Raw genomic sequence first — 20992 nt, forward strand, 5'->3', positions numbered from 1 at the left:
TCCCGCAGCAACCTGGCCCGCCAGCCCAGCCGCGCCGGCCGGGTCCGGTGGCGCGACCCGAGTGTGGTCACTGCCCGGTTCCGTGCTTCTGGAGGACGTTCTCGTCCATCCACGCGATCAACCGGTCACCACCGCCGCTGGTCTTCCAGGTCGCGACGGCGTCCCTGACGTCCTGGACCTTCTTCTTGCCGCGGTAGCAGTCCTTGACGGTGTCCTCGACGGCCTGGGCGGCCTCCGCGGTGGCCTGGGCCTGCGGCATGCTGACGTTCATGCTCCAGAACACCGGCTTGGCGAGCGTCTGCACGTTCGCGCTCTGCCAGGCGGTCAGGTCCCTGGTGACGACGTCGCCGGTGGGGTTGCTGACCACGGCCGGCGACGAGGCCAGGAACGGGTAGGTCTGCGCCTGGACCTCCTTCTTGCCGGCCTCGGTGGGCGTCGGCACGCCGTCGGCCATCGTGAAGTGGGTGCCCTCGACGCCGAAGTTGACCATCGTGTACTCGGCGGAGCCGAACGGAGCGGCGAGGTAGTTCGCGACGGCCAGCAGCTCCTCGACCTGCTCGGGCTTCAGCGAGGCGTTGAGGTAGCTGAGGACGCTGGTGGACGGGCCCATGTCGACGCGCGGCCCGCTCTTGCCGTCGGCGGCGATGACGTTGAACGCGCCGCGCCGGTAGTTCGGGTTGGCGGCCCGGCCGGACTGGTGGTCGGCGAGGTTCCACGCTCCCATGCCGTTACCGGCGATCAGCACCTTGCCCGCGTAGAAGCGGGTCGTGCCGGCGGAGTCACCGGCCAGTGCGTCGGGGTGGACGTAGCCCGCGGTCGCCAGGCGGTGGTGCCAGTCGAGGGCGGCGAAGAACTCCTCGGTCTCGTACTTGTGGACGAGCTTCCCGTTGTCCACCTTCCACTTCAGCGGCGTGCCGAAGGTGGTGAAGAGGTAGGTCCAGACGTCGTCGAACGCCCACACTCCCGCTTTCGCGTCGGTCAGCTCCTTGCCCAGGTCCATCAGGTCGTCGGCGGACTTGACCTGGTCGGCGGTGATGCCCCTGGCCTCCAGCACGTCGCGCCGGTAGAAGGTGGTGCCCGCGATCTCGAAACCCGAGGAGAAGCAGGGGATCCCGTAGAGCTTGTCGCCCCAGGCACCGGCCCGCCAGGCCGCGGTGGGGATGACCGCGAGGTTCGGGTACTTCTCGACCTTGTCACCGGCCAGGAACGGGGTGAGGTCGGCCAGCTGGCTGCCGGCCAGGCCGCCGGTGTTGAAGTTCGGGTTCCACCAGGCGGGCAGCTGGATCCAGTCGGGCAGCTTCTTCGCGGCGGTCATCGTCGAGACGATGGTGTTGTAGGTGTTGCCGTCGGCCGGCTTCATGTCGAGCTCGACGCCCAGGGCGGAGTTCATGGCCCGGTAGAAGGAGTTGTCCGCGGGCGGGATGGTGCCCCACAGCGGCGTCACCGCCGAGTACCGGCCCCCCTTGCCGGGCACGCCGGACACGGTCGCGACCCGGTCGGCCGGGTAGCCGAGGAACCCGGGCTTCGTCAGCACGTCGGGACCGCCCGCCACGGACGGGATGTCCGGCCTGATCGCCGTGTTCGGCACGTAGGCGGGCAACGCGGCGTCGAGCCCGGTTCCGGAGTTCACCCCCGCGCGCTGCGCCGCGCTGCCCCCGCAGCCGGACAGCAGCGGCCCCATCGCGGCGAGACCGGCCGCCGAGACGGCGGCGCTCAAGAAGGTCCTGCGGTTCAACTCGATGCCCATGACGGTTCCGATCCTTCGTCGTCGAAGTGTCGAAGCGCTTAAACAGATGCCCGGCACAGTAGTGACGCAGATCGCACGAAACAAGACCGTTGACAGCAGAAACCCCAGCGTGCCACCGTCGAAACGCTTCACTGCACGCTCCAACCTGAGGGGTCACCACGTGGTTTTCGAGGCCGTGCCCGCCGTCGACCGGCTGCCGTTCCGCGACCCGTCCCTGCCGACGCGCAAGCGCGTCGACGACCTGCTCGGGCGCCTCACACCCGACGAACGGCTCGCGATGCTGCACCAGTACTCGCCGGCCGTGCCCCGACTCGGGCTGGCCGCGTTCCGCACCGGGACGGAGGCGTTGCACGGCGTCGCCTGGCTCGGGACGGCCACGGTGTTCCCGCAGGCCGTGGGACTGGGTGCGACGTGGGACGAGGAGCTGGTGCACCGCGTCGCCGAGGCCACCGCGGTGGAGCTGCGGGCGTTCCACTACCACCGCCCGACCGCGGTCGGCACGGGCAGGAACAGCCTGCAGGCGTGGGCGCCGGTGCTGAACCTGCTGCGCGATCCCCGCTGGGGTCGCAACGAGGAGGGCTACTCCGAGGACCCGCTGCACACCGCGCGGCTCGGGACGGCGTTCTGCCGCGGTCTGGCGGGCGACCACCACCGATTCCTGCGCACGGCACCCGTGCTGAAGCACTTCCTGGCCTACAACAACGAGGACGACCGCTGCACCACGTCCTCCGGCCTGCGCCCCCGCGTGCTGCAGGAGTACGACCTGGCGGCGTTCCGGCCGGTGGTCGCCTCCGGTGCCGCCACCGGCGCGATGGCCGGTTACAACCTGGTCAACGGCCGCCCGTGCCACGTGAGCCCGCTGATGCGGGACGAGCTGCGCCGCTGGGCGGAACCGACCGGCCGCGAGCTGTTCGTGGTGAGCGACGCCGAGGCACCGTCCAACCTGGTCGACCCGGAGCACTACTTCGACGACCACGCCGAGTCCCACGCCGCCGCGCTGAAGGCGGGCATCGACAGCTTCACCGATCACGGCCAGGACAGCGCGACCCCCGTCGGCCGGTTGCGCGAGGCGTTGCGGCGCGGGCTGATCGACCAGTCCGATGTGGACCGCGCGGTGCGCAGGCAGCTGGAGCTCCGCTTCCGCCTGGGCGAGTTCGACCCGGAGCTCGACCCCTACACCGCGACCGGTCCTGAGGTGATCGACTGCCCCGAGCACCGCGCGCTCGCGTTGCGGTCGGCGACGGAGTCGGTGACGTTGTTGCGCAACACCGGTTTGCTGCCGATCGACGCGACCACCACACGGCGCGTCGCCGTCATCGGGCCGTTCGCCGGCACGCTGTGCGAGGACTGGTACAGCGGCACCTTCCCGTACCAGGTCACGGTGGCCGACGGGCTTTCGGCGGTGCTGGGCTCGTACGGCGGGGAGGTGGTCGTCGCGGACGGCGCCGACCGGGTCGCGCTGCGCTCGCGCACCACCGGCGAGCTGCTCGGCAAGACGGCGTTCGACGTGCTCGACTGGGGCGACGGCGTGCTGACCCTGCGGTCTGCGGAGACCCGGCGCTACCTGAGCCTCAAGCGCGCCGACGGGTCGCTCGCCGCGGACCAGGACCAGATCAAGAGCTGGGACGTCGGTGAGACGTTCCGCCTTGTTCCCGTTGACGGTTCCGTGCTGCTGCAGAGCGTCCTGACCGACCGGTACGCCGTCGTCGACCCGGTCGACGGCCGCGTCACCGTCACCGCGGAGACGCCGGACGCCGCCGAGCGCTGGGAACGCGAGGTGCTGTGCGACGGCACCGCGGACGCGGTCGCCGCGGCGTTGTCGGCGGATGTCGCCGTGGTGGTGCTGGGCAACCAGCCGCTGATCGGCGGCCGCGAGACCCGGGACCGCGCCGGCATCGCGCTGCCGGAGCCGCAGGAGTCGTTGCTGCGCAGCGTTGCCGGGGTCCGCAGGGACACCGTGCTGGTCGTGATGAGCAGCTACCCCTACGCCCTCGACTGGGCTGACGAGCACCTGCCCGCCGTGGTGTGGACGTCCCACGGCGGGCAGGAGACGGGCCGCGCGGTCGCCGCCGTGCTGCTCGGTGAGGCGGAGCCCGCCGGACGGCTGCCGCAGACCTGGTACCGCGGGGACGATGAGCTGCCGCACCCGCTCGACTACGACGTGATCAAGGCGGGCTGGACCTACCAGTACCACCGGGCCGCGCCGTTGTACCCGTTCGGCCACGGCCTGTCCTACACGCGGTTCGAGCACCGCGACCTGTTCCTGTCCGCGGGCGTGATCACCGCGAACAGCGCTGTCGACGTCTCGGTGACGCTGGCCAACACCGGTGCCCGGACCGGCAGCGAGGTCGTCCAGCTCTACGTCCGCGCACTCGACGCGCGGTACGAGGCACCGCGGTTGCGGCTCGCCGACTTCCGCAAGGTCGTGCTGGCACCGGGCGAAAGCCGTGTGCTGTCGTTCCGGCTGTCCAGCGAGCACCTGGCCCACTGGGACGTCACGACCGGCGCGTTCGCCACCGACCCCGGCACCTACGAGCTGCTCGTCGCCCGGTCCGCGGAGGACGTCGTGCTCACCGCGCCGCTCACGGTGGCCGGCCCGCCGCCCGCACCGCGCGCCGGTGTCGACCGCCGGGTGCTCGCGGTGGACTTCGACGACTACGACAGCGCGTCCCTCGTGGACGCGACCCGCACCACCGGTGACGCGGTCACCCCGGCCGGTGCGCCGGCGACCCTGTGGTTCCGGTCGACCGACCTCTCCGGCGCGGTCCGCGTCGAGGCGGAGGTGTCGGCGGAGGGGAACGATCCGGCGGCCCGCGTGGCGTTCTGGACGGACGGGGGACTGCTCGCGGAGATCCCCGTGCCGGACACCGGTGACCGCTACCGGTGGACGACGGTGACGGCGGCGTTGCCCGCCCCCGTGGTCGGCGTCCAGGATCTGCGGGTGACGTTGCACGGTTCGTTCCGGCTGACCGCGTTCCGCTTCGGTTCGGCCGACTGATGCCGGTGGCCCGTCGCTCGGCGGGAGACGGGCCACCACGTTCCCCCTTTGAGGAGCTGCGATGCCGCTGACGGACCTGTCCCTCGACGAGCTCACCGGGTACCACCCGGAGCTGCCGGCCCCGCCGGACTTCGACGCGTTCTGGGACCGCACGCTGGGCGAGGCGCGCTCGCACGGCGGCCCGGTGACGGCGGAGCGCGTGACCGGGCGGTACCGGCTGCGCACCGTGGAGGCGTACGACGTCCGCTTCCCCGGCTGGAACGGCGAACCGGTCGCGGCCTGGCTGCTGCGCCCGCGTGCCGCCGACGGCCCGCTGCCCGTCGTCGTCACCTACCTCGGCTACAGCTGCGGTCGCGGCCTGCCCACCGACCACCTGCTCTTCCCGTCCGCCGGCTACGCCCAGCTCGTCGTCGACAGCCGCGGCCAGGGCCATGACACCCCCGACCCCGACGCGGGCGGTGGTACCCAGTGGGCGAAGGGTTTCATGACCCGCGGCATCGACTCCCCGGACGGCTACTACTACCGGCGGCTGATGACCGACTGCGCCCGCGCCGTGGACGCGCTGGCCGAGCTGCCGGGAGTGGACCCGCGCCGGGTGGTCGTGGCGGGCGGGAGCCAGGGCGGTGGCCTGACGATCGCCGTGGCCGGGCTCCTGCGCGACCGGGTGGCGGCGGCGATGCCGGACGTGCCGTTCCTGTGCCACTTCCGGCGCGCGGTCGACATCACCGCCGAGGGCCCGTACCCGGAGTTGGCGGAGTACCTGCGCTGGCACAGCCGGCACCGCGTCGACCCGGCGTTCGCCACGCTGTCCTACTTCGACGGCGTCCACTTCGCCCGCCGGGCCACCGCGCCCGCGTTGTTCAGCGTCGCGCTGATGGATCCGGTCTGCCCGCCGTCCACCGTGTACGCGGCGTTCAACCACTACTCCGGCGTGGACAAGACGATGACGGTGTGGCAGTTCGCCGACCACGGCGGCGGGTACGGCTCCAACTCCGCCGTGCAGCTGGAGTGGCTGCACGAGCGCGGACTCGTACCCGACGCCGGGTGGCGGTCCGGCGATCAGCCGGCGGACACCGAGTAGCTGTTGGTGGTGAAGTTCAGGCCACCGCTGGACGAGGTGATCTCGTAGCCGAACTGCACGGCGCCCACCGTCACGTCACCGAACCAGCCGCGGCCGCGGATCCAGTCCATGACGGCCTTGATGTCGACCGTGCCGGACCCGGTGTTGGACGTGCGGACGAACGAGAACACCGCGTTCGAGCCGTTGGAACCGCGGTGGACGTTCCAGCTGTGGCCGCCCACCGTGGCGGAGGCCTGCCACGAGCCGATCGGGCCGACGTTGCCGACCTTGTTCATCCACAACATGATCTCGTAGGAGTGGTTGTCGGCCCAGATGTCGTACGCGGTGGTGTACGAGCCGGCGTTCGGGTACGTGACGTTGAAGCTGCTGCGCAGGCTGCCGAGCGAGCTGAGCCTGCGGTTCACCATCTTCTCCGAGTGCGGGTACGACTTCACCCCACCGGTGTTCGGTTGGTTCGACCACACGCCCCAGTTGCTGTAGGAGTTGGCCCACACGGTCTGCGGCCCGTGCCCGTTGCCCCACACGTTGTTGCGGACCGTGTAGCCGCCGTTCGACCAGGTGCCCCACCGGTCCGTGGAGCTCCACGCCGCGGCGAGCGCCGTGCCGGTCACCAGCGACATCGTCAGAGCGGCGACGACCGCGAGAACCACATAACGCGCTTTCCTGTGCATGTCCGGTTCCTTCCGCACTTCGTTGAACGGAATTCGCACCGCTGGTGTCGAAGCGGTTCACCACGAAGCTAACATCGAACCGATCGAACACAACTACGCGAAACAATTCGACTGCATTTGTGGCAAAACCATCTCGGATCAGCTCACCGGTGCGGTCCGGTGCGCACGGACAGGTTGGGCTCGAGCAGCGTCAGCGGTGGCGTCTGCTGACCGTTCAGCTGGGCGACCAGCAGCTCGACCGCCCGCCGCCCCAGCGCCTCGGCCGGGAGCTGGACCGAGGTGAGCCGCAGCCGTTCCGCGAGCTCGTCCGGGCAGATCGCCACCACGGCCACGTCGTCGGGCACCCGCCTGCCCTCGGCGCGCAGGCATTCGAGCACCCAGCCGAGCACCGCCTCGTTGTGCACGACCAGCGCGGTCATCCTGGGCAGCTCGCGCAACAGCGTGCCGACCACCGCCTGCACGGAGTCGTACCGCGGCTCGGCCGGCATCGCGGTCGACGCGACACCGCGCCGCATCGCCGCGGAGCTGAAGCCGGCCAGCGTCCGTTGCGCGAAGCCGGTGTTGCGCGCGTAGACCGCGCTCGACGCGCCGAGGAACCCGATGCTGCGGTGGCCGAGCTCGGCCAGGTGGTCGACACACCGCGCGCCCGCCGCCTCGAAGTCGAGGTCGACGCAGGTCAAGCCCTTGACCGCGGCCGGGTGCCCGAGCAGGACGGCCGGGCGGCCGAGCTCGCGCAGCACCGGGAGCCGTTCGTCGTCCAGCCCGACGTCCATCATCACGCACCCGTCGACCCGCGCGCAGTGCGCCAGCCGCCGCAGCCCGGCCGCTCCCTGGTCGGCGGTCACCAGCAGCACGTCCATGTCGTGCCGGCGCGCGGCGGTGACGACCGAGGTGACGAACCGCATGACCACCGGCAGCTGCACCCCCTCGCGTAGTGGCAGCACCAGGCCGATCACGTTCGACCGGCTGCTCGCCAGCGCCCGCGCACCCGCGTGCGGGTGGTAGCCCAGCAACTGGATGCTCTCCCGCACCCGCACCCTGGTGCCCGCCGAGACCGGACGGTTGCCGGTCAGCACGTAGGAAACCGTGCTGGGCGCGACTCCCGCGTGCCTCGCCACGTCGACAATGGTGACCACGCCGTCACCTCCGCAAAATCGAAGCGCTTCGAACGTAATTCAGCACCGTGGCACAGTCGAAACGAGGGCGTCAAGAGAACGACATCCGTTCGACGGTTTCGACGAATGGTGGCAGGCCTTCGACGGCCCGCCCGTGCCGGCGCGGCCACACCGAAGCCGTCGCACGCGTGCGCGGCGCCGTTCGCGGCGCACTACGATGATCGCCACACTCGCGGCGACCCGGAGGGCGGGCATGATCACCATCAAAGAGGTCGCCCGCCACGCAGGCGTCTCGATGAGCACGGTGTCGTACGTGCTCAGCGGGAAGCGCAGCATCTCCGAGGAGACCAAGCGGCGGGTCGAGCAGAGCATCGTCGCGCTGGGCTACCACCCGAACGCCGGTGCGCGCGCACTCGCGTCGAACCGGTCCCAGGTGCTCGGCCTGGTCGTCCCGCTGAGATCCGACCAGAACATGCCGGTGATCATGCAGTTCGTGTCGTCGATCGTCGCGTCCGCCCGCGGCTACGACTACGACGTGCTGCTGCTGACCAAGGAGGCCGGCCCGGGCGAGGCCCACCGCGTCACGGCGCGGTCCATGGCGGACGCGGTCATCATGATGGACGTCGAGAGCGCCGACCCGCGGGTGCCGGAGCTGCGCGCGGTCGACGCCCCGGTGGTGCTGATCGGCATGCCCGACGACCACGAGGGCCTCAGCTGCGTCGACCTCGACTTCACCACCGCGGGCAGGCAGATGGCCGCGCACCTGGCCGACCGCGGCCACCGCTCGATCGCGTTGATCGGCTCGCACCCGTCGGTCTACGAGCGCGGCACCAGCTACGCCGCCCGGCTGCTCGCCGGGTTCCAGGGCGAGACCACCAGGCGGAACCTGCCCGCGTCGGTGCACTCCTGCGCGCCCGGCTACGACTCGGTCGCGGCGTGCCTGGACGAGGTGCTGCACCCCGACCGCGGCACCACCGGCCTGGTCGTGCACAACGAGGCGATCCTCGGCCAGCTGCTGCTCGAGCTGCGCCGCCGCTCGCTGGACGTGCCCGGCGACCTGTCGGTGATCACGCTGTGCCCGGACGACCTCGCGCGGGACCTGCCCGTCCCGCTCACGTCGATCGCCGTCCCCGCGCAGGAGCTGGGCGTGATCGCGGTCGAGATGGTGATGACCCGGCTCGCGCACGACCACGCGCCGGAGGTGCGCCTGCTGCAGCCGCGGCTCACCGATCGCGGGAGCACCGCCGCGCTCTGACGGCGACTCCCCCGCGCGTTCGACGGTGCCCGAGCCGAATGTGTCGAATGTGGACGGTGCGTTCCGATCACGGGAAAGATCTTCCGCATCGCCGCCGACGTCGTGACCTCTCGATCCCGATCGCTCTTGGCGCAGGGGAACGATGAGAAGACTTCTGGGCGTTGTCCGCACGGACCCCCTCGGCTGGCTGCTCGCCACCGTCGTCCTGCTTGCCGGCGCCGCGAGCGCGTGCAGCGGCGACGACCGTCCGCCTCCCCCGGCCCAACCGTCGCAGGCGGACGTGCCCATCGTCGAGCCGCCGGACGAGGAGGAGCTGGGCAGGACCGTCCAGGAGGTCGTGGACGTGCGGACCGTCCAGCTCTCCGACGGCGAGGAGGTCCAGGTCAAGGGTCTGGCCGCGCCCGACGGGTGCTGGGCGGACGCCGCCACCGCGTTCGCGCGGACCGTGCTGCTCGAGAAGCCGGTCGAACCGACGGCGGCCGGGTCACTGCGGCTGGCCGACGGCACGGACCACGCGGTGCTGGCCGTCGAGCTCGGCATGGTGCGCAGCGAGGCGGGGGACGACCGCGCGTTGCACGAGGCCGAGGCGTCCGCGTCGGCGAAGCGGCTCGGCCGGTGGGGACCGCCCTGCGTCCTGCCGAACACCCGGGATCCGCCGCCGGCACCGGTCCCGGCCACGACCACGGCGCCCGCGCCGCGAGCGGTGACCGGCTGCTCGGTCGAGTACCGCGTCACCCACTCCTGGCCCGGCGGGTTCCGCACCGACGTCACGATCCGCAACACCGGCACGACCGACGTCACCGGCTGGACGTTGCAGTGGAAGTTCGCCAACGGCCAGACGGTGACGGAGATGTGGAACGTGACGCACCGGCAGGCAGGCGCGGACGTCTCCGCGACCGCCCTGTCCTGCAACCGGACGATCCCGCGCGGCGAGTCGGTGCTGACCGGCTTCACGGCGAACAGCAGTGGTTCCAGCGCCTCCCCGCGTGCGTTCAGCCTCAACGGGCACGCCTGCTCGGTCGTCTGATCACCTGCTGGCGGAAGAGGCGGTCGCGGTACCGCACCGCGACCGTTCGCACCATGTTGCCGTGCACCACCAACTCGGTCAGTTCCCCTTCGTCCCAGGCGATGTCGACGGTGAGGCCACCGTGGGCGCGCAGTCCGCGCACCTCACCGCGCCGCCAGCTCGGTGGCAGGGCGGGCAGCACCCGCAGCTCGTCCGCGTGGCTCTGCAGGAGCATCTCGGCGATGGCGGCCGTGATGCCGAAGTTGCCGTCGATCTGGAACGGCGGGTGGGCGCAGAACAGGTTCCGGTAGACGCCACCGCCGCTCTTCGCCGTGACGTTGGTCAGGAACAACCGCAGCAGCTCACCGGCCCGTTCACCATCGCCCAGCCGGGCCCACAGCGCCGTCTTCCACGCGAGAGACCACCCGGTGCCCGCGTCACCCCGGTCCAGCAACGCCTGCCTGGCTGCCGCGGCGAGCTCGGGTGTGCCGTGCACGTCGATCCGGCTGCCGGGGTACAGGCCGACGAGGTGGGACACGTGCCGGTGGCCGGGTTCGGCGTCCGGCAGTTCGTCGGCCCACTCCAGCAGCTGACCACGGCTGCCGATCGGCGGGGATGGCAGTCGTGGCAACAGTTCCCTTGCCCTGGCGACGACCTCGTCCTCGGCTTCGAGCACCTCGGCAGCGGCAACGAGACGGGCGAAGAGCTCAGCGATGAGCGTGAGGTCCATTGTGGATCCGACACCGACCGCGACCGGGCGCCCGGCGGTGTCGAGGTAGTGGTTCTCCGGTGACGTCGACGGCGCGGTGGTGAGCACGCCGTCGTGGTCGACGAGCCAGGCCGCGCAGAACTCGGCGGCGCCGCGCAGCACCGGCCACGCCTCAGCGCGCAACCACCCCCGGTCGCCGCCGAACTCGAAGTGCTCCCACAGGTGCAGTGCGAGCCACGCCCCGGCCATCGGCCAGTTCGCCCACGCCGGATCCCCCGTGCCGGCCCCGACCGGGGTGGCGAGGCACCACGGGTCGCTGTTGTGGTGCGCCGTCCAGCCCGGTGCGCCGTACAGCTCACGTGCAACGTGCTCGCCCTGCGCGGCAAGGCGTTCGACGAACTCCAGCAGCGGCTCGTGGCACTCGGGCAGACCGGTGACCTCGACCGGCCAGTAGTTCATCTGCAGGTTGATGTTGAGGGTGTAGTTGCCGCGCCACGGCGGGTCGACGTGCGGGTTCCACACGCCCTGCAGGTTGGCGGGCAGGGTGCCCGGCCGTGAGCTCGTGATCAGCAGGTACCGCCCGAACCGGAACAGCAGTGCCGACAAGGCCGGGTCGGGGGCCGCGACCCGTTCGCCGGTGGGCAGGTCCGGTGCGGGACCGAGGTCGATGGTGACCCGGTCGAACGGCTCCCGGTGCGCGGCAACGGCTTCCCGGCGCAACCGGGACCACCCGAGCGCGCGGGCCTGTTCGACGCGGTCGGTGGCGAACCGGGCGCACACGACGGGGTCGCGCTCCGGTTCGGAGGCCGGGCCGCGGTAGCCCGCCTCGGTGGCCGCGTAGAGGGTGACCGTGTGCGCGTCGTCCCGGTGCACGAGGACGGCGGCGGCGTACGCCATGCCCACCCCGCCTGCCACTGTCGCCGACTCGGCCGAGTCGGCGAACGCGGCAGGGTCGCCTGGCGCGGCACCGGCGAGGCCCACGACCTGCCCGTCCGCGAACTCCTTCGCCCCCAGGGCGTTGCCGAGCCGCACCTCCACCCCGACCTCGCCCGGCCGGTCGACCCGCACCCGCCACGCCAGCACGTGCAACCCGGGATGGCACACCGCCTCCCGCACCACCCCCGCTCCACCGACCCGGTAGCGCACCGAGTACACCCCGGTCGCCAGGTCGAGCCGCCGCTCGTACTCCCCCACCTCCCCGTCGCCGACCCGCACCTCCAGCCGCAGGTCGGCGAGCGGCAGGTACCGCGCCGTGTCCGGCCCCTGCACCGTCTTGAGCGACTCCTCCGCCCCGACGGCGTCACCGGCCAGGACACGCTGCCGGGCCCGGCCGACCACCGCCGGATCCCCCGACACGGCGGCGGCCGGTCCGCCCGACCACAACCGGTCGTCGTTGAGCTGGAACAGCTCGCCGCTCACACCGCCGAACGCCATCGCGCCCAGCCGGCCCGTTCCCAGCGGCAACGCCTCCTCCCACACCGCCGCCGGCGCGCGGAACCACAGCGCGGTGTCTTCGGCACCCGAAATCGAAGCGCTTCGATCCACGCGGCAAGGTCACCACGAGACGTTCCCCGCCGTCAAGGAACTGCCGCACCGCGAGTTCGGCGACGTGCTCAGCCCGCGGCGACGATTCGCCACTGCTGGTTCGTGCTGTTGCTGTCACCCCACTGGCCGAGGTTCGCCGCCGTCGCCGTGCGCCCCATCCCGTCCAGGTACAGCCCGGAGGCGCGGTTGCGGATGCGCACGTCGTTGCCCCTGGCCTTGCCGGTCACGACGGTCCACTGCTGGCTCGTGGCGGTGCTGCCCGCGCGCTGGCCGGTGTCGGACCCGTTGGCGGTGCGGCCGGCGCCGTCGAGGTACAGGCCGGTGACGACGTTGCGGAACCGCACGAACGAGCCGGCGTTCTCCACGACCCAGCGCTGGCTGGTGCTGGTGCCGCCGCTGCCCTGCCCGGCCGCGCCGTCGGTGGTGCGGCCCAGGCCGTCGACGTACCAGCCGGTCGCGATGTTGCGGATCTCGACGGTGGTGGAGCCGCCGTCGCCGAGGCCCCAGGCGTGGCGCAGCTGCTGGAGGCCGGACGGGTTCGTCAGCGACAGCGCGATGTTCTGCCCGCTGCCGGTGCGGGTGGTCATGCTGTACCAGTCGCCGTCGCGCAGGCCCGGCCAGTAGACGCTGCCCATGCCGAGGCTGCGGAGCTTGGTGCTGACCCCGCGGACGTAGTCGGCCATGTACGAGCCGCTGGGAACGCCGTAGTCGATCGCGTCGAAGTACACGCCGTTCTTGGTACCGGGCCCCATCGCGCCACCCCACTCGGTGGCGATGGTGCGGCTCGCGTAGGCACCGATGTAGCCGCCGATGTGGTCGGCCCACTCGGTCTCGCTCTCGTAGCCCGCGAAGAACGAGTAGTCGTGCACGGCGAGCAACGTGCCGTTGAGCCGGCTGTCGCCGCCGACGGCGGGGACGTTCTGGGCGAGGCCGGCGCCGTCGAGGACCACCCGGCCGCGCGGGACGGACGAGTACCTGTTCAGCCAGTCGTGGTACATGTTGTTGAGGTCGGTGGTGCTGTAGCCGTGCGGCTCGTTGATGACCTCGAAGTAGGCGTTGGGGTGCGAGCCGTACTTGGCGATCACCCGGTCCCACATCTGGTGGAACGCCGCCAGGTTCGGCGGCCGCCCGCCGGTGTGCGCCCAGTACGCGAAGATCACGTTGCCCTTGGTGAGCGCCATGTCGATCGCACCGGTGTAGGTGCCCCAGTAGGTCGCCACCGTCGGCTCGTTCACCGGGATCCGCACGGTGTTCGCCCCGGTGGCGGCGTAGAGCCCGCCGACGACCCGGTCGGCGACCGCGGCGGCCGAGGAGTAGGTGTCCGACGCGCTCAGCCCCGACGGGTGGAGCACGCCGTTGACGAAGTTGTCCCGCTGGTCGGCCCAGTTGACGCCCCTGAACCCGGCGGTGGAGGCCTGCGCGGTGCCGGCACCCGCGGTCAGCAGGCCCGCCACGAGGAGAACAGAGGTCAACAGGCGTAATGTGGTAAGCGCTTTCCGGAGTCTCATCGGCCCATGAGAGCAGCGTCGCCGAGCGAGCGTCAAGGCGACGAAGGTGTTTGACAGAACGTCGCCACACCCGTTCGACAACCGAAGATCCTTTGTGGACTTCACGTGTCGTTCTGGACTGACGGGCGTAGCCGTCAGCCCAGCCGGAAGTCCGCGACCCGGATCGGTGACGGCGTCGTCCCGCTCGACGTCTGCTGGTACTGCACCGACAGGATCCCTTGCGACACAACGCGCGACGTGTCCACGTTGACCTCACCGAACGCCCGCAGCGACGGCCGGTCGAACACCGTCGTCCAGTCCGTCCACCCGCTCGCGCGCGAGGCCGACACGATCCTCCCGCGCGGCATCACCAGGTAGGCGTTGTCGGCGCGGTCGAACACGATCTTCGTGCGCTGGGTGTGCCCTGGCGGGACCGGCACCTCCACCTTCGTCCAGCGGCCGTCGGCGCCGCGGTGGACGTGGAAGGTGCGGCCGTACTGGGTGCGCTGCTGCGCATAGCTCGTGACGCACTGGGTGAACCGGCCGGGCACGTAGCTGATCACCACGTGCGGCCGGCCGGAGGAGTCCACGGCCTGGCTCTCCTGGTTCATCAGGCCGTGGTCCGGGTCGAGCGAGTCGGCGACCAGGCCGGGTGAGCCGACACCCACCGGGGTGCCGCCGGTCGTGCCCACGACGGTGCCGGCACCGTTGCGCCAGGTGCGGCCGCGGTCGTCGCTGTAGACGTAGCCGGTGTCGTGGTTGGTGAGGCCACCGGGGTTGCACAGCACGCCGGAGTTGCCCTCGCGCCAGGTGAACGCGGCGTGCAACCGGCCGCCGCGGTCGTAGGTCAGGCCGTGCAGGTACATGTTGCGGGTGGTCGACACGACGCCGTTGGGGCCGGTGTAGCTGCCGGTCGCCGACGACCACGCACCCAGCTTGCGCCAGGTCCCGCCGGTGTACTCGGCGAGCTCGTTCACGCCGTTGCCGGAGCCTCCGGTGCGGTAGCTGAACTGCAGCGCGCCCTCCGGCGTGACCACGAACTGCGGGTAGGTCATCGCGCCGAGCTCCACACCGCCCAGCGTGCGCTGCACCGCGCCGAACGACGCGGCCGTCCACGGTTGCGCGCCGGACGCGAGACCGGGGGCGGAACGAAGGTAGAACAACCGGGTGTTGTGCGTGTCCAGCGCGACGTGGATCGTGCCGTCCTGCGGCGAGATGCCCAGCGAGATCACGTTGTGCGAGTCGTTGGTGCTGAGCTGGTGCGGCAGCACCACCTTCTCCCAGCTCGCGGCACCCACGGTCCGCCGGGCGATCACGGCGTTGCGGCTCGCGGTGTACCAGGTGGCGTACTGCCGTCCCTGGTAGGTGAGGATCGCGTCTTGCTGGAACGAGTTGTTGTTCACCACCCCGTCGTAGGAGACGAAGTACAGCGCCGAGGCGTCGAGCAGGGTGTCCGCGGCGAGGCTGACACCCGGCGCGGCCTGCGCGGGAACGGGGGTGCCCAGTGCGGCGACGAGACTGGCCGCGGTCAGCAGGTGCGCGGAAATCCTGGCCATGGTCGGCAGCGTGGTGTCGAACGGGAGCGAACGCAAGGGCGCCGTCGTTCGACACCACGCTGCCGACCGAACCGGCGGGGCGGGCCCGTCACTCCCCCACTGCCTGGCGCGGCGGGGACACCACGAGCCACTCCAGCTCAGCGGCGAGCACACCGAGCTGGAAGCGGGACTGCACGCCCAGCAACGACTGCAGCCGGGCGATCCGCCGGTGCAGGGTGCGCAGGCTGACGTCCAGCTCGCGGGCGATCGCGCGGTCGGTCGCGCCGGTGCCCATGAGCCGCAACAATCGCCGGGTCGCCGCCGTGGGTTCCTTGCCCACGGCCACGGTGTGGTCCTGGCCCACCGCGGGGACCGCCGTCAGGTGGCTGTCCCGCCGGGTGGGGCGCGGCGTGAGCGGTCTGGTCATCGGCTGAACTCCTCTGCGGGCATGCCCTGCAGCGCTAGCAACAGGTTCCGTACTTCGGTCGCGGCGACGCGTCCGGTGCGCTCGACCGACGGCGGTGCCATCGGGTCCGAGCACAGCAGCACCGGCCCGTCGGCCGCGCGGTCGGGCGGTCTGCCGTGCGTGCCGCGCACGCACGACGGGTCCAGCGGCACGACGTTCATCGCGTACCGCAGACCGAGCTTCTTGCGGACCAGGTTCAGGCCCGCCTTGGCCTTCGCCAGCGGGTCGGCCGGGTCGAAGAACAGTTCCGCCGGGTCGTAACCCGGCTTGCGGTGGATGTCGACACCGCGGGCGAAGTCCGGCGCACGGTCGTCGTCGGTCCAGTAGTAGTAGGTGAACCAGGCGTCCGGCTCGGCCACCGCGACCAGCTCGCCGGACCGCTCGTGGTCCAGTCCGACGGCCGCCTGCGCCTCGCGGTCGTGGAGCACGTCGACACCCGGCACCTCGGCGAGCACTGCCCGTGTGCGCGGCAGGTCGGCCGGGTCGGCGACGTACACGTGCGCGATCTGGTGGTCGGCCACCGCGAACGCGCGGGACGTCCACGGGTCCAGGTACTCCATCCCGGCCTGCGTGTGGACCTCCAGCAACCCGGCGGCCCGCAGCGCGCGGTTGATGTCGACCGGCCGGCGGGCGTCGGTGATCCCGTACTCCGACAACGCGACCACGGTGGCGTTCGCGGCATCGGCCAGCAACGGCGCCAGCGCGCGGTCCACGTCCGCCGCAGCCTTCACCGCCTGCGGGGAGGACGGGCCGAACCGCTGCAGGTCGTAGTCCAGGTGTGGCACGTAGACCAGCAGCAGGTCGGGGCGGTGCTCGGCGAGGACCTGCCGGGCGGCACCGATGATCCACTCACTCGACGCCAGGGTCGCGGTGGGACCCCAGTACTGGAACAACGGGAACTCGCCCAGGGCACCGACGAGCTCGTCGTGCAGCCGCGGTGGGCGGACGTAGCAGTCCGGTGACTTGCGACCGTCCGCGTGGTAGATCGGCCGGGGCGTGACGGTGATGTCGGTCGACGCGCCCATCGCGTACCACCAGCAGATGTTGGCAGCGGTGTAGCCGGGCCGGAGGCGGCGGGCGGTCTCCCACAGCTTCTCGCCGCCGACGAGCCGGTTGTGCTGGCGCCACAGGTGGACCTCGCCGAGGTCGCGGAAGTACCAGCCGTTGCCGACGATCCCGTGCCCGGCCGGGGTGAGGCCGGTGAGCAACGTGGCCTGCGCGCTGCACGTCACGGCCGGCAGCACCGTGCCGAGCTCGGCCTGCCAGCCCAGCCGCGCGAGGTTCGGCATGTGGGCGAGCAACGCCGGCGTCATGCCGACGACGTTCAGCACCACCAGCGGTGTCACGGCGCCACCCCCGCCGCCAGGTGCTCGTGCGCCCACCGCAGCTCCGCCGCGATGCCGTCGGCCAGGTCGCCCGCGCCCGGCAGCACGGTCCAGGTGTAGGTCTCGACCTCGACGTGCACACCGGGGTCCACCGCGGCGACCGCGGCCACGAGCACGTCGGTGGTCGACGTGAGCGGTGCGGGCGGAACGGCGTGCAGCGGCACGTGGAAGTGCACGCGCCACGGGTGCTCGGCGGGCAGCGCGTCGAACGCCTCCGGCAGGTCGTCCGCGGCCAGCACGCCACCGGGGGCGTTCTCCCGCACCTGGTGCAGGTAGCGGGGCTCGCTGTAGGCCGCGACCGCCCGCCTGCCCTCCTCGGTGCCGGGTTCCGCGACCTCCAACGCCGCCGACGCCTGCACCTTCACCACCGCGAGCCCCGCCCGGCGGATCGACTCGACCGTCTCCACGGGATCGGCGAACGACACCGCGAGGTGGCACGTGTCCAGGCAGATCCCGACGAACTCCGGGTCCACCCGCCCGGCGAGCCAGCCGACCGCGTCGGCGACGGTGTCGAGCACACAACCCGGTTCCGGTTCGACGGCCAGCTTGATCGGCCGGTCGGGCCGCTCGCGCAGGAACCGGGTGAGCTCGGCCAGCGCCGTCGCCGCGGTGCCGTCGTCCATCAACGTCCACGGCTCCCGCCACGCCAGCGGCAGGGTGGAGACGCTGCCGTACCCAGCGGTGTCGGGCAACAGGTCGGCCAGCACCGTCGCGCAGTCCTTCGTGTACTCAAGTCGGCGCGGGTCGGTCCACGTCGGGAAGTACACCTTGTGCTTGACGACCTCCTCGTGGAAGTCGCCGTACGGGAACGCGTTCAGCGTCGACACCGTCAGTCCGCGCGCCGCCAGTTCGGCGGCGAAGGCGCGCCGAGCGGACCGGTCCTCGGTCAGACCGCGAGCGACCGGCGCGGGGAGCCACAGCCCCAGCGGCAGCGTGTCGGCGTCCAGCGCCTCCCGCACGGGCACCGCGTACCGGTCGAGCTGCGTGAGGATGCCGGACAGGTCGGGCGCCGGGTGGACGTTGGTGCAGTAGGCGATCACCGCTCACCCCGCAGCACCGAGCTGCCGGTGGCCGCGTCGACCGCGCCCGCCGCCACCGGGTCGAGCGCGAGCCGGCCGCTCTGGCCGTAGAACTCAACCGGGTTGTGCCACAACACCTTCTCGACGTCGGCGGCGCTGAACCCCGCGTCGAGCATCGCCAGCCCGGTCTTGCGGGTCTTCAACGGGTCCGAGCGGCCCCAGTCGGCCGCGGAGTTGACCAGCATCCGGTCGGTGCCGTGCTCGGTGAGCAGCGCGACCATCCGCTTCTCGTCCATCTTCGTGTCGGGGTAGACGGAGAACCCCGTCCAGCAGCCCGCGTCCGCGACCATCCGCACGGTGGTCTCGTTGAGGTGGTCGACGAGCACCCGCTCCGGTGCCAGGCCGGACTCGCGGACCACGTCGAGCGTCCGCCGGGTGCCCGCCTGCTTGTCGCGGTGCGGCGTGTGCACGAGCACCGGGAGGTCGTGCCGCACGGCCAGTTCCAGCTGGTGGGCGAACGCGTCGTCCTCCTCCGGCGTCATCGAGTCGTAGCCGACCTCGCCGACCGCGACCACGCCGTCCTTGGCCAGGTAGCGCGGCAGCACGTCGAGCACCTCGACGCACCGCGGGTCGTTGGCCTCCTTGGGGTTCAACGCGAGCGCGCAGTGGTGGGCGATTCCGAACTGGGCGGCGCGGAAGCGTTCCCACCCGAGCAGGGCGTCGAAGTAGTCGACGAACGACCCGACGCTTGTGCGCGGCTGGCCGAGCCAGAACGCGGGCTCGACGAGTGCCTCCACCCCGGCGTCGCGCATGGCCTCGTAGTCGTCGGTCGTGCGGGACGTCATGTGGATGTGCGGGTCGAAGATGCGCATCACGAAGCCTTTCCGAGCAGGGCCAGGGCGTCGGCGGGCACGGGACGGCCGGCGGCTCGGCGTTCCTCGGCGAACGCGGCCACCATGCGCAGCAGCTCGGGGTCCGACTGCCGGTCCAGGCCGTCGACCACGGTCAGCGGGATGCCCATGAACAGGCACTTGAGCACGCCGTGGCGCCACGCGTGCCGGCCCAGGTGCCGGGTGGCGAACGCGCCGAGCGCCGCGGCGACCAGGCCGGTCTCGTTGCTGCGCAACGCGTCCTCGACCAGCGCGACACCGGCGGGAGCCCGGTCGCCCAGCTCGGCGAGGCCGTGCAGGACACCGCGCCGTTCGGCGGAGGTGCCGTACCGGTAGAGCCGGGTGAGGCCGTCGACCGGGTCCTCGGACGCCTCGGCGAACGCGGTGAGCAGCCGGACCTGGCCGCGTCCTCCCCGCGCCGACCGCCCTGCCACGGCCGGGAACAGGGTGTCGATCGCGTCCGGATCGGCCCGCACCGCCCGTTCGGCCTCGGCCAGCCACCGCGCGGCCCGCAACGCCCGCAGCGCGGGCCGCCACGTCCGGCGCGGCGTGGCTGTGCCGGGGCAGCTCGACCGCGGCGACGCCGGTGTAGCCGATGTCGGTGAGCGCGCCGAGGGTGGCGGGCAGGTCGAGGTGCCCGTCGCCGAACTCCAGGTGCTCGTGCACGCCGGGCAGCATGTCGTCGAGCTGCACGTTGACCAGCAGCTCGCCCGCCTGCCGGATGCACGCCGCCGCGTCCTGCGGTTCGACGGCGACGCAGTGGCCGACGTCGAGGGTGACCCGCAGCTGCTCGGGGTCGCCGAGCTCGGTGCGCAGCCGCAGCGCCTGCTCCAGCCACTGCACGACCATGCCGGGTTCCGGTTCGAGTCCGATGGGGACGGACGGGCCGTTCTCCAGCACCGCGGCCACACCCGAGCGCAGGTGGTCCCAGTCGTCCGGCGAGCCGGTGCCCGACCAGAACGACACGCAGTCCGCGCCGAGGTCCGCCGCGATCCGCTTGGCCCGCACCAGGAAGTCGACCCGGCGGTCCTGGCCGGTGCTCACCAGCGTCGGGTGGTGCTTGCGGCGCGGGTCGAGCAGGTACCGGGCGCCGGTCTCCACCACGACGCGCAGACCGAGCTGCTGCAGGCGGGTGGCGACACGTTCTGTCTGCCGGGTGACGTCGTCGGCGAACGGGTCGAGGTGGTGGTGGTCGAGGGTCAGCGCCACGGCGGTGTACCCGAGATCGGCGATCACGGCGAGCGCGTCGTCGAGGCGGTGGTTGCTGAACCCGTTGGTGCCGTAGCCGAGGTGGAACGTCATGTCGGGCTCACCCTCCTGCTCAGCGCCTGCGCCAGCGGCAGCACGACCGGCAGCGCGGCACCGTGCTCGGCGAGCGCGGACTGCAGCAGCACCATGCCGTGGACGCCCTCCTTCGTGGCGGTGCGGACCTTCTGCGCGGTGGGGTCGCGGACCACGTCCCACTGCGCGCGTCCGACCGCCACCGCGTAGCCCAGCGCCGCCGCGATCCCGGGGATCCGCCGGGACGACACGGCCGCGGCGACCGCGGTGAGGACCGTGCCCGACAACACCGCCTTCGCCGTGGCGGGAGACGTGCCGTGCACCTCGCCGCGCGACAGCACCGTGACGCCCAGGGTGTGCGCGGCCATCAGCCCGGCAGGCAGCACGGCCCGCCCACCCAGCAGGACGTCGAGCGCGCGGCACGCGGCCATCGCGAACGGGCCGGCGGGCGTGGCCTTCAACGCGGTGTCATAGGCCCACACGGCCGGCGAGCGGCAGTGCGTTGCGCCCGGCGGCCGCGGCGAGACCGACACCGAGCGCGGTCAGGCCCGCCGCCGTCGCGAGCGCCGCGTCCGGTGCGACCCGCCCGGACGGGATCGGGCGCTCCGGCCGTTCGACCGCGTCCAGCTCCCGGTCCGCCCAGTCGTTGAGCGCCATCCCGGCCCAGTACAGCGACACCGACGCCAGCGGCAGCAACAGACCTCTGCCCCGCAGCGGTTGCCGTGCACCGATCAGGGTGTCGCCCAGCACGGTGAGCGCCGCCGGCGCGCGCACCAGCTCCACGTACGCCTTCATCACCCCG

General features: G+C 72.0%; 14 protein-coding genes and 2 pseudogenes. 4 read left to right on the top strand and 12 right to left on the bottom strand.

Annotated elements, in window-relative coordinates; all coding sequences use genetic code 11:
- Positions 1-67: 67 nt before the first annotated feature.
- Complete coding sequence (locus tag BBK82_RS39650; RefSeq protein WP_065919524.1) at positions 68-1747, bottom strand: ABC transporter substrate-binding protein; 1680 nt, start codon at positions 1745-1747, stop codon at positions 68-70.
- 160 nt (positions 1748-1907) lie between these two features.
- Between BBK82_RS39650 and BBK82_RS39655 the strand changes: the two genes are divergently transcribed.
- Together BBK82_RS39655 and BBK82_RS39660 are read left to right on the top strand one after the other, a co-directional pair.
- Positions 1908-4745: a glycoside hydrolase family 3 protein gene (locus BBK82_RS39655; RefSeq protein ID WP_218920478.1), complete on the top strand. Its 2838-nt coding sequence runs from the start codon at positions 1908-1910 to the stop codon at positions 4743-4745.
- A gap of 61 nt (positions 4746-4806) precedes the next feature.
- Positions 4807-5826: an acetylxylan esterase gene (locus tag BBK82_RS39660; RefSeq protein WP_065919525.1), complete on the top strand. Its 1020-nt coding sequence runs from the start codon at positions 4807-4809 to the stop codon at positions 5824-5826.
- On the opposite strand, the gene BBK82_RS39665 is transcribed toward BBK82_RS39660, so the two are convergent.
- Both BBK82_RS39665 and BBK82_RS39670 read right to left on the bottom strand, forming a co-directional pair.
- On the bottom strand, positions 5805-6497 hold the full coding sequence (locus tag BBK82_RS39665; protein WP_065921725.1) for a GH12 family glycosyl hydrolase domain-containing protein: 693 nt from the start codon (positions 6495-6497) through the stop codon (positions 5805-5807). The genes BBK82_RS39660 and BBK82_RS39665 overlap by 22 nt on opposite strands.
- Before the next feature lie 143 nt (positions 6498-6640).
- Entirely contained in the window at positions 6641-7633 is a 993-nt protein-coding gene (locus BBK82_RS39670) for a LacI family DNA-binding transcriptional regulator (protein WP_065919526.1), read from the bottom strand.
- Between the two features lie 232 nt (positions 7634-7865).
- Here BBK82_RS39670 and BBK82_RS39675 point away from each other — a divergent pair, with 232 nt between their 5' ends.
- Together BBK82_RS39675 and BBK82_RS39680 are read left to right on the top strand one after the other, a co-directional pair.
- Entirely contained in the window at positions 7866-8867 is a 1002-nt protein-coding gene (locus BBK82_RS39675; RefSeq protein ID WP_065919527.1) for a LacI family DNA-binding transcriptional regulator, read from the top strand.
- Between the two features lie 142 nt (positions 8868-9009).
- Positions 9010-9894 carry a cellulose-binding domain-containing protein gene (locus BBK82_RS39680; RefSeq protein ID WP_065919528.1) on the top strand — a complete coding sequence of 295 codons (885 nt, stop codon included), beginning with the start codon at positions 9010-9012 and terminating at the stop codon, positions 9892-9894.
- Here BBK82_RS39680 and BBK82_RS39685 read toward each other — a convergent pair.
- From BBK82_RS39685 to BBK82_RS39725, 9 genes and pseudogenes are all read right to left on the bottom strand, one after another.
- Entirely contained in the window at positions 9866-12127 is a 2262-nt protein-coding gene (locus BBK82_RS39685) for a glycosyl hydrolase family 95 catalytic domain-containing protein (protein ID WP_065919529.1), read from the bottom strand. The two genes, BBK82_RS39680 and BBK82_RS39685, sit on opposite strands and share 29 nt — an antisense overlap.
- Positions 12128-12195: 68 nt before the next feature.
- Positions 12196-13599 (bottom strand): RICIN domain-containing protein, encoded by a 1404-nt coding sequence (locus BBK82_RS39690; RefSeq protein ID WP_237047828.1) that lies wholly within the window; start codon positions 13597-13599, stop codon positions 12196-12198.
- Positions 13600-13769: 170 nt separating this feature from the next.
- Positions 13770-15170 (bottom strand): BNR-4 repeat-containing protein, encoded by a 1401-nt coding sequence (locus BBK82_RS39695; RefSeq protein WP_065921726.1) that lies wholly within the window; start codon positions 15168-15170, stop codon positions 13770-13772.
- Positions 15171-15258: 88 nt separating this feature from the next.
- Positions 15259-15576: a helix-turn-helix domain-containing protein gene (locus tag BBK82_RS39700; RefSeq protein ID WP_065919531.1), complete on the bottom strand. Its 318-nt coding sequence runs from the start codon at positions 15574-15576 to the stop codon at positions 15259-15261.
- Positions 15573-16961, bottom strand: coding sequence for an alkaline phosphatase family protein (locus BBK82_RS39705; protein WP_071812770.1), 1389 nt, complete (start codon positions 16959-16961; stop codon positions 15573-15575). Before BBK82_RS39705 ends, BBK82_RS39700 begins: the two co-directional genes overlap by 4 nt.
- Positions 16958-18040, bottom strand: a complete 1083-nt coding sequence (gene eboE / locus BBK82_RS39710) for a metabolite traffic protein EboE (RefSeq protein WP_065919532.1) — start codon at positions 18038-18040, stop codon at positions 16958-16960. The genes BBK82_RS39705 and eboE overlap by 4 nt, the downstream gene beginning before the upstream one ends.
- Positions 18037-18891 carry a TatD family hydrolase gene (locus BBK82_RS39715; RefSeq protein WP_065921727.1) on the bottom strand — a complete coding sequence of 285 codons (855 nt, stop codon included), beginning with the start codon at positions 18889-18891 and terminating at the stop codon, positions 18037-18039. Before BBK82_RS39715 ends, eboE begins: the two co-directional genes overlap by 4 nt.
- Positions 18891-20211 (bottom strand): annotated as a pseudogene (locus BBK82_RS53255) (EboA domain-containing protein). The gene BBK82_RS39715 and the pseudogene BBK82_RS53255 overlap by 1 nt, the downstream one beginning before the upstream one ends.
- Positions 20208-20985 (bottom strand): annotated as a pseudogene (locus BBK82_RS39725) (SCO3242 family prenyltransferase). Before BBK82_RS39725 ends, BBK82_RS53255 begins: the two co-directional pseudogenes overlap by 4 nt.
- Positions 20986-20992 lie beyond the last annotated feature (7 nt).

This window comes from Lentzea guizhouensis, assembly GCF_001701025.1.
In the GTDB taxonomy this organism is placed as follows: Bacteria; Actinomycetota; Actinomycetes; order Mycobacteriales; family Pseudonocardiaceae; genus Lentzea; species Lentzea guizhouensis.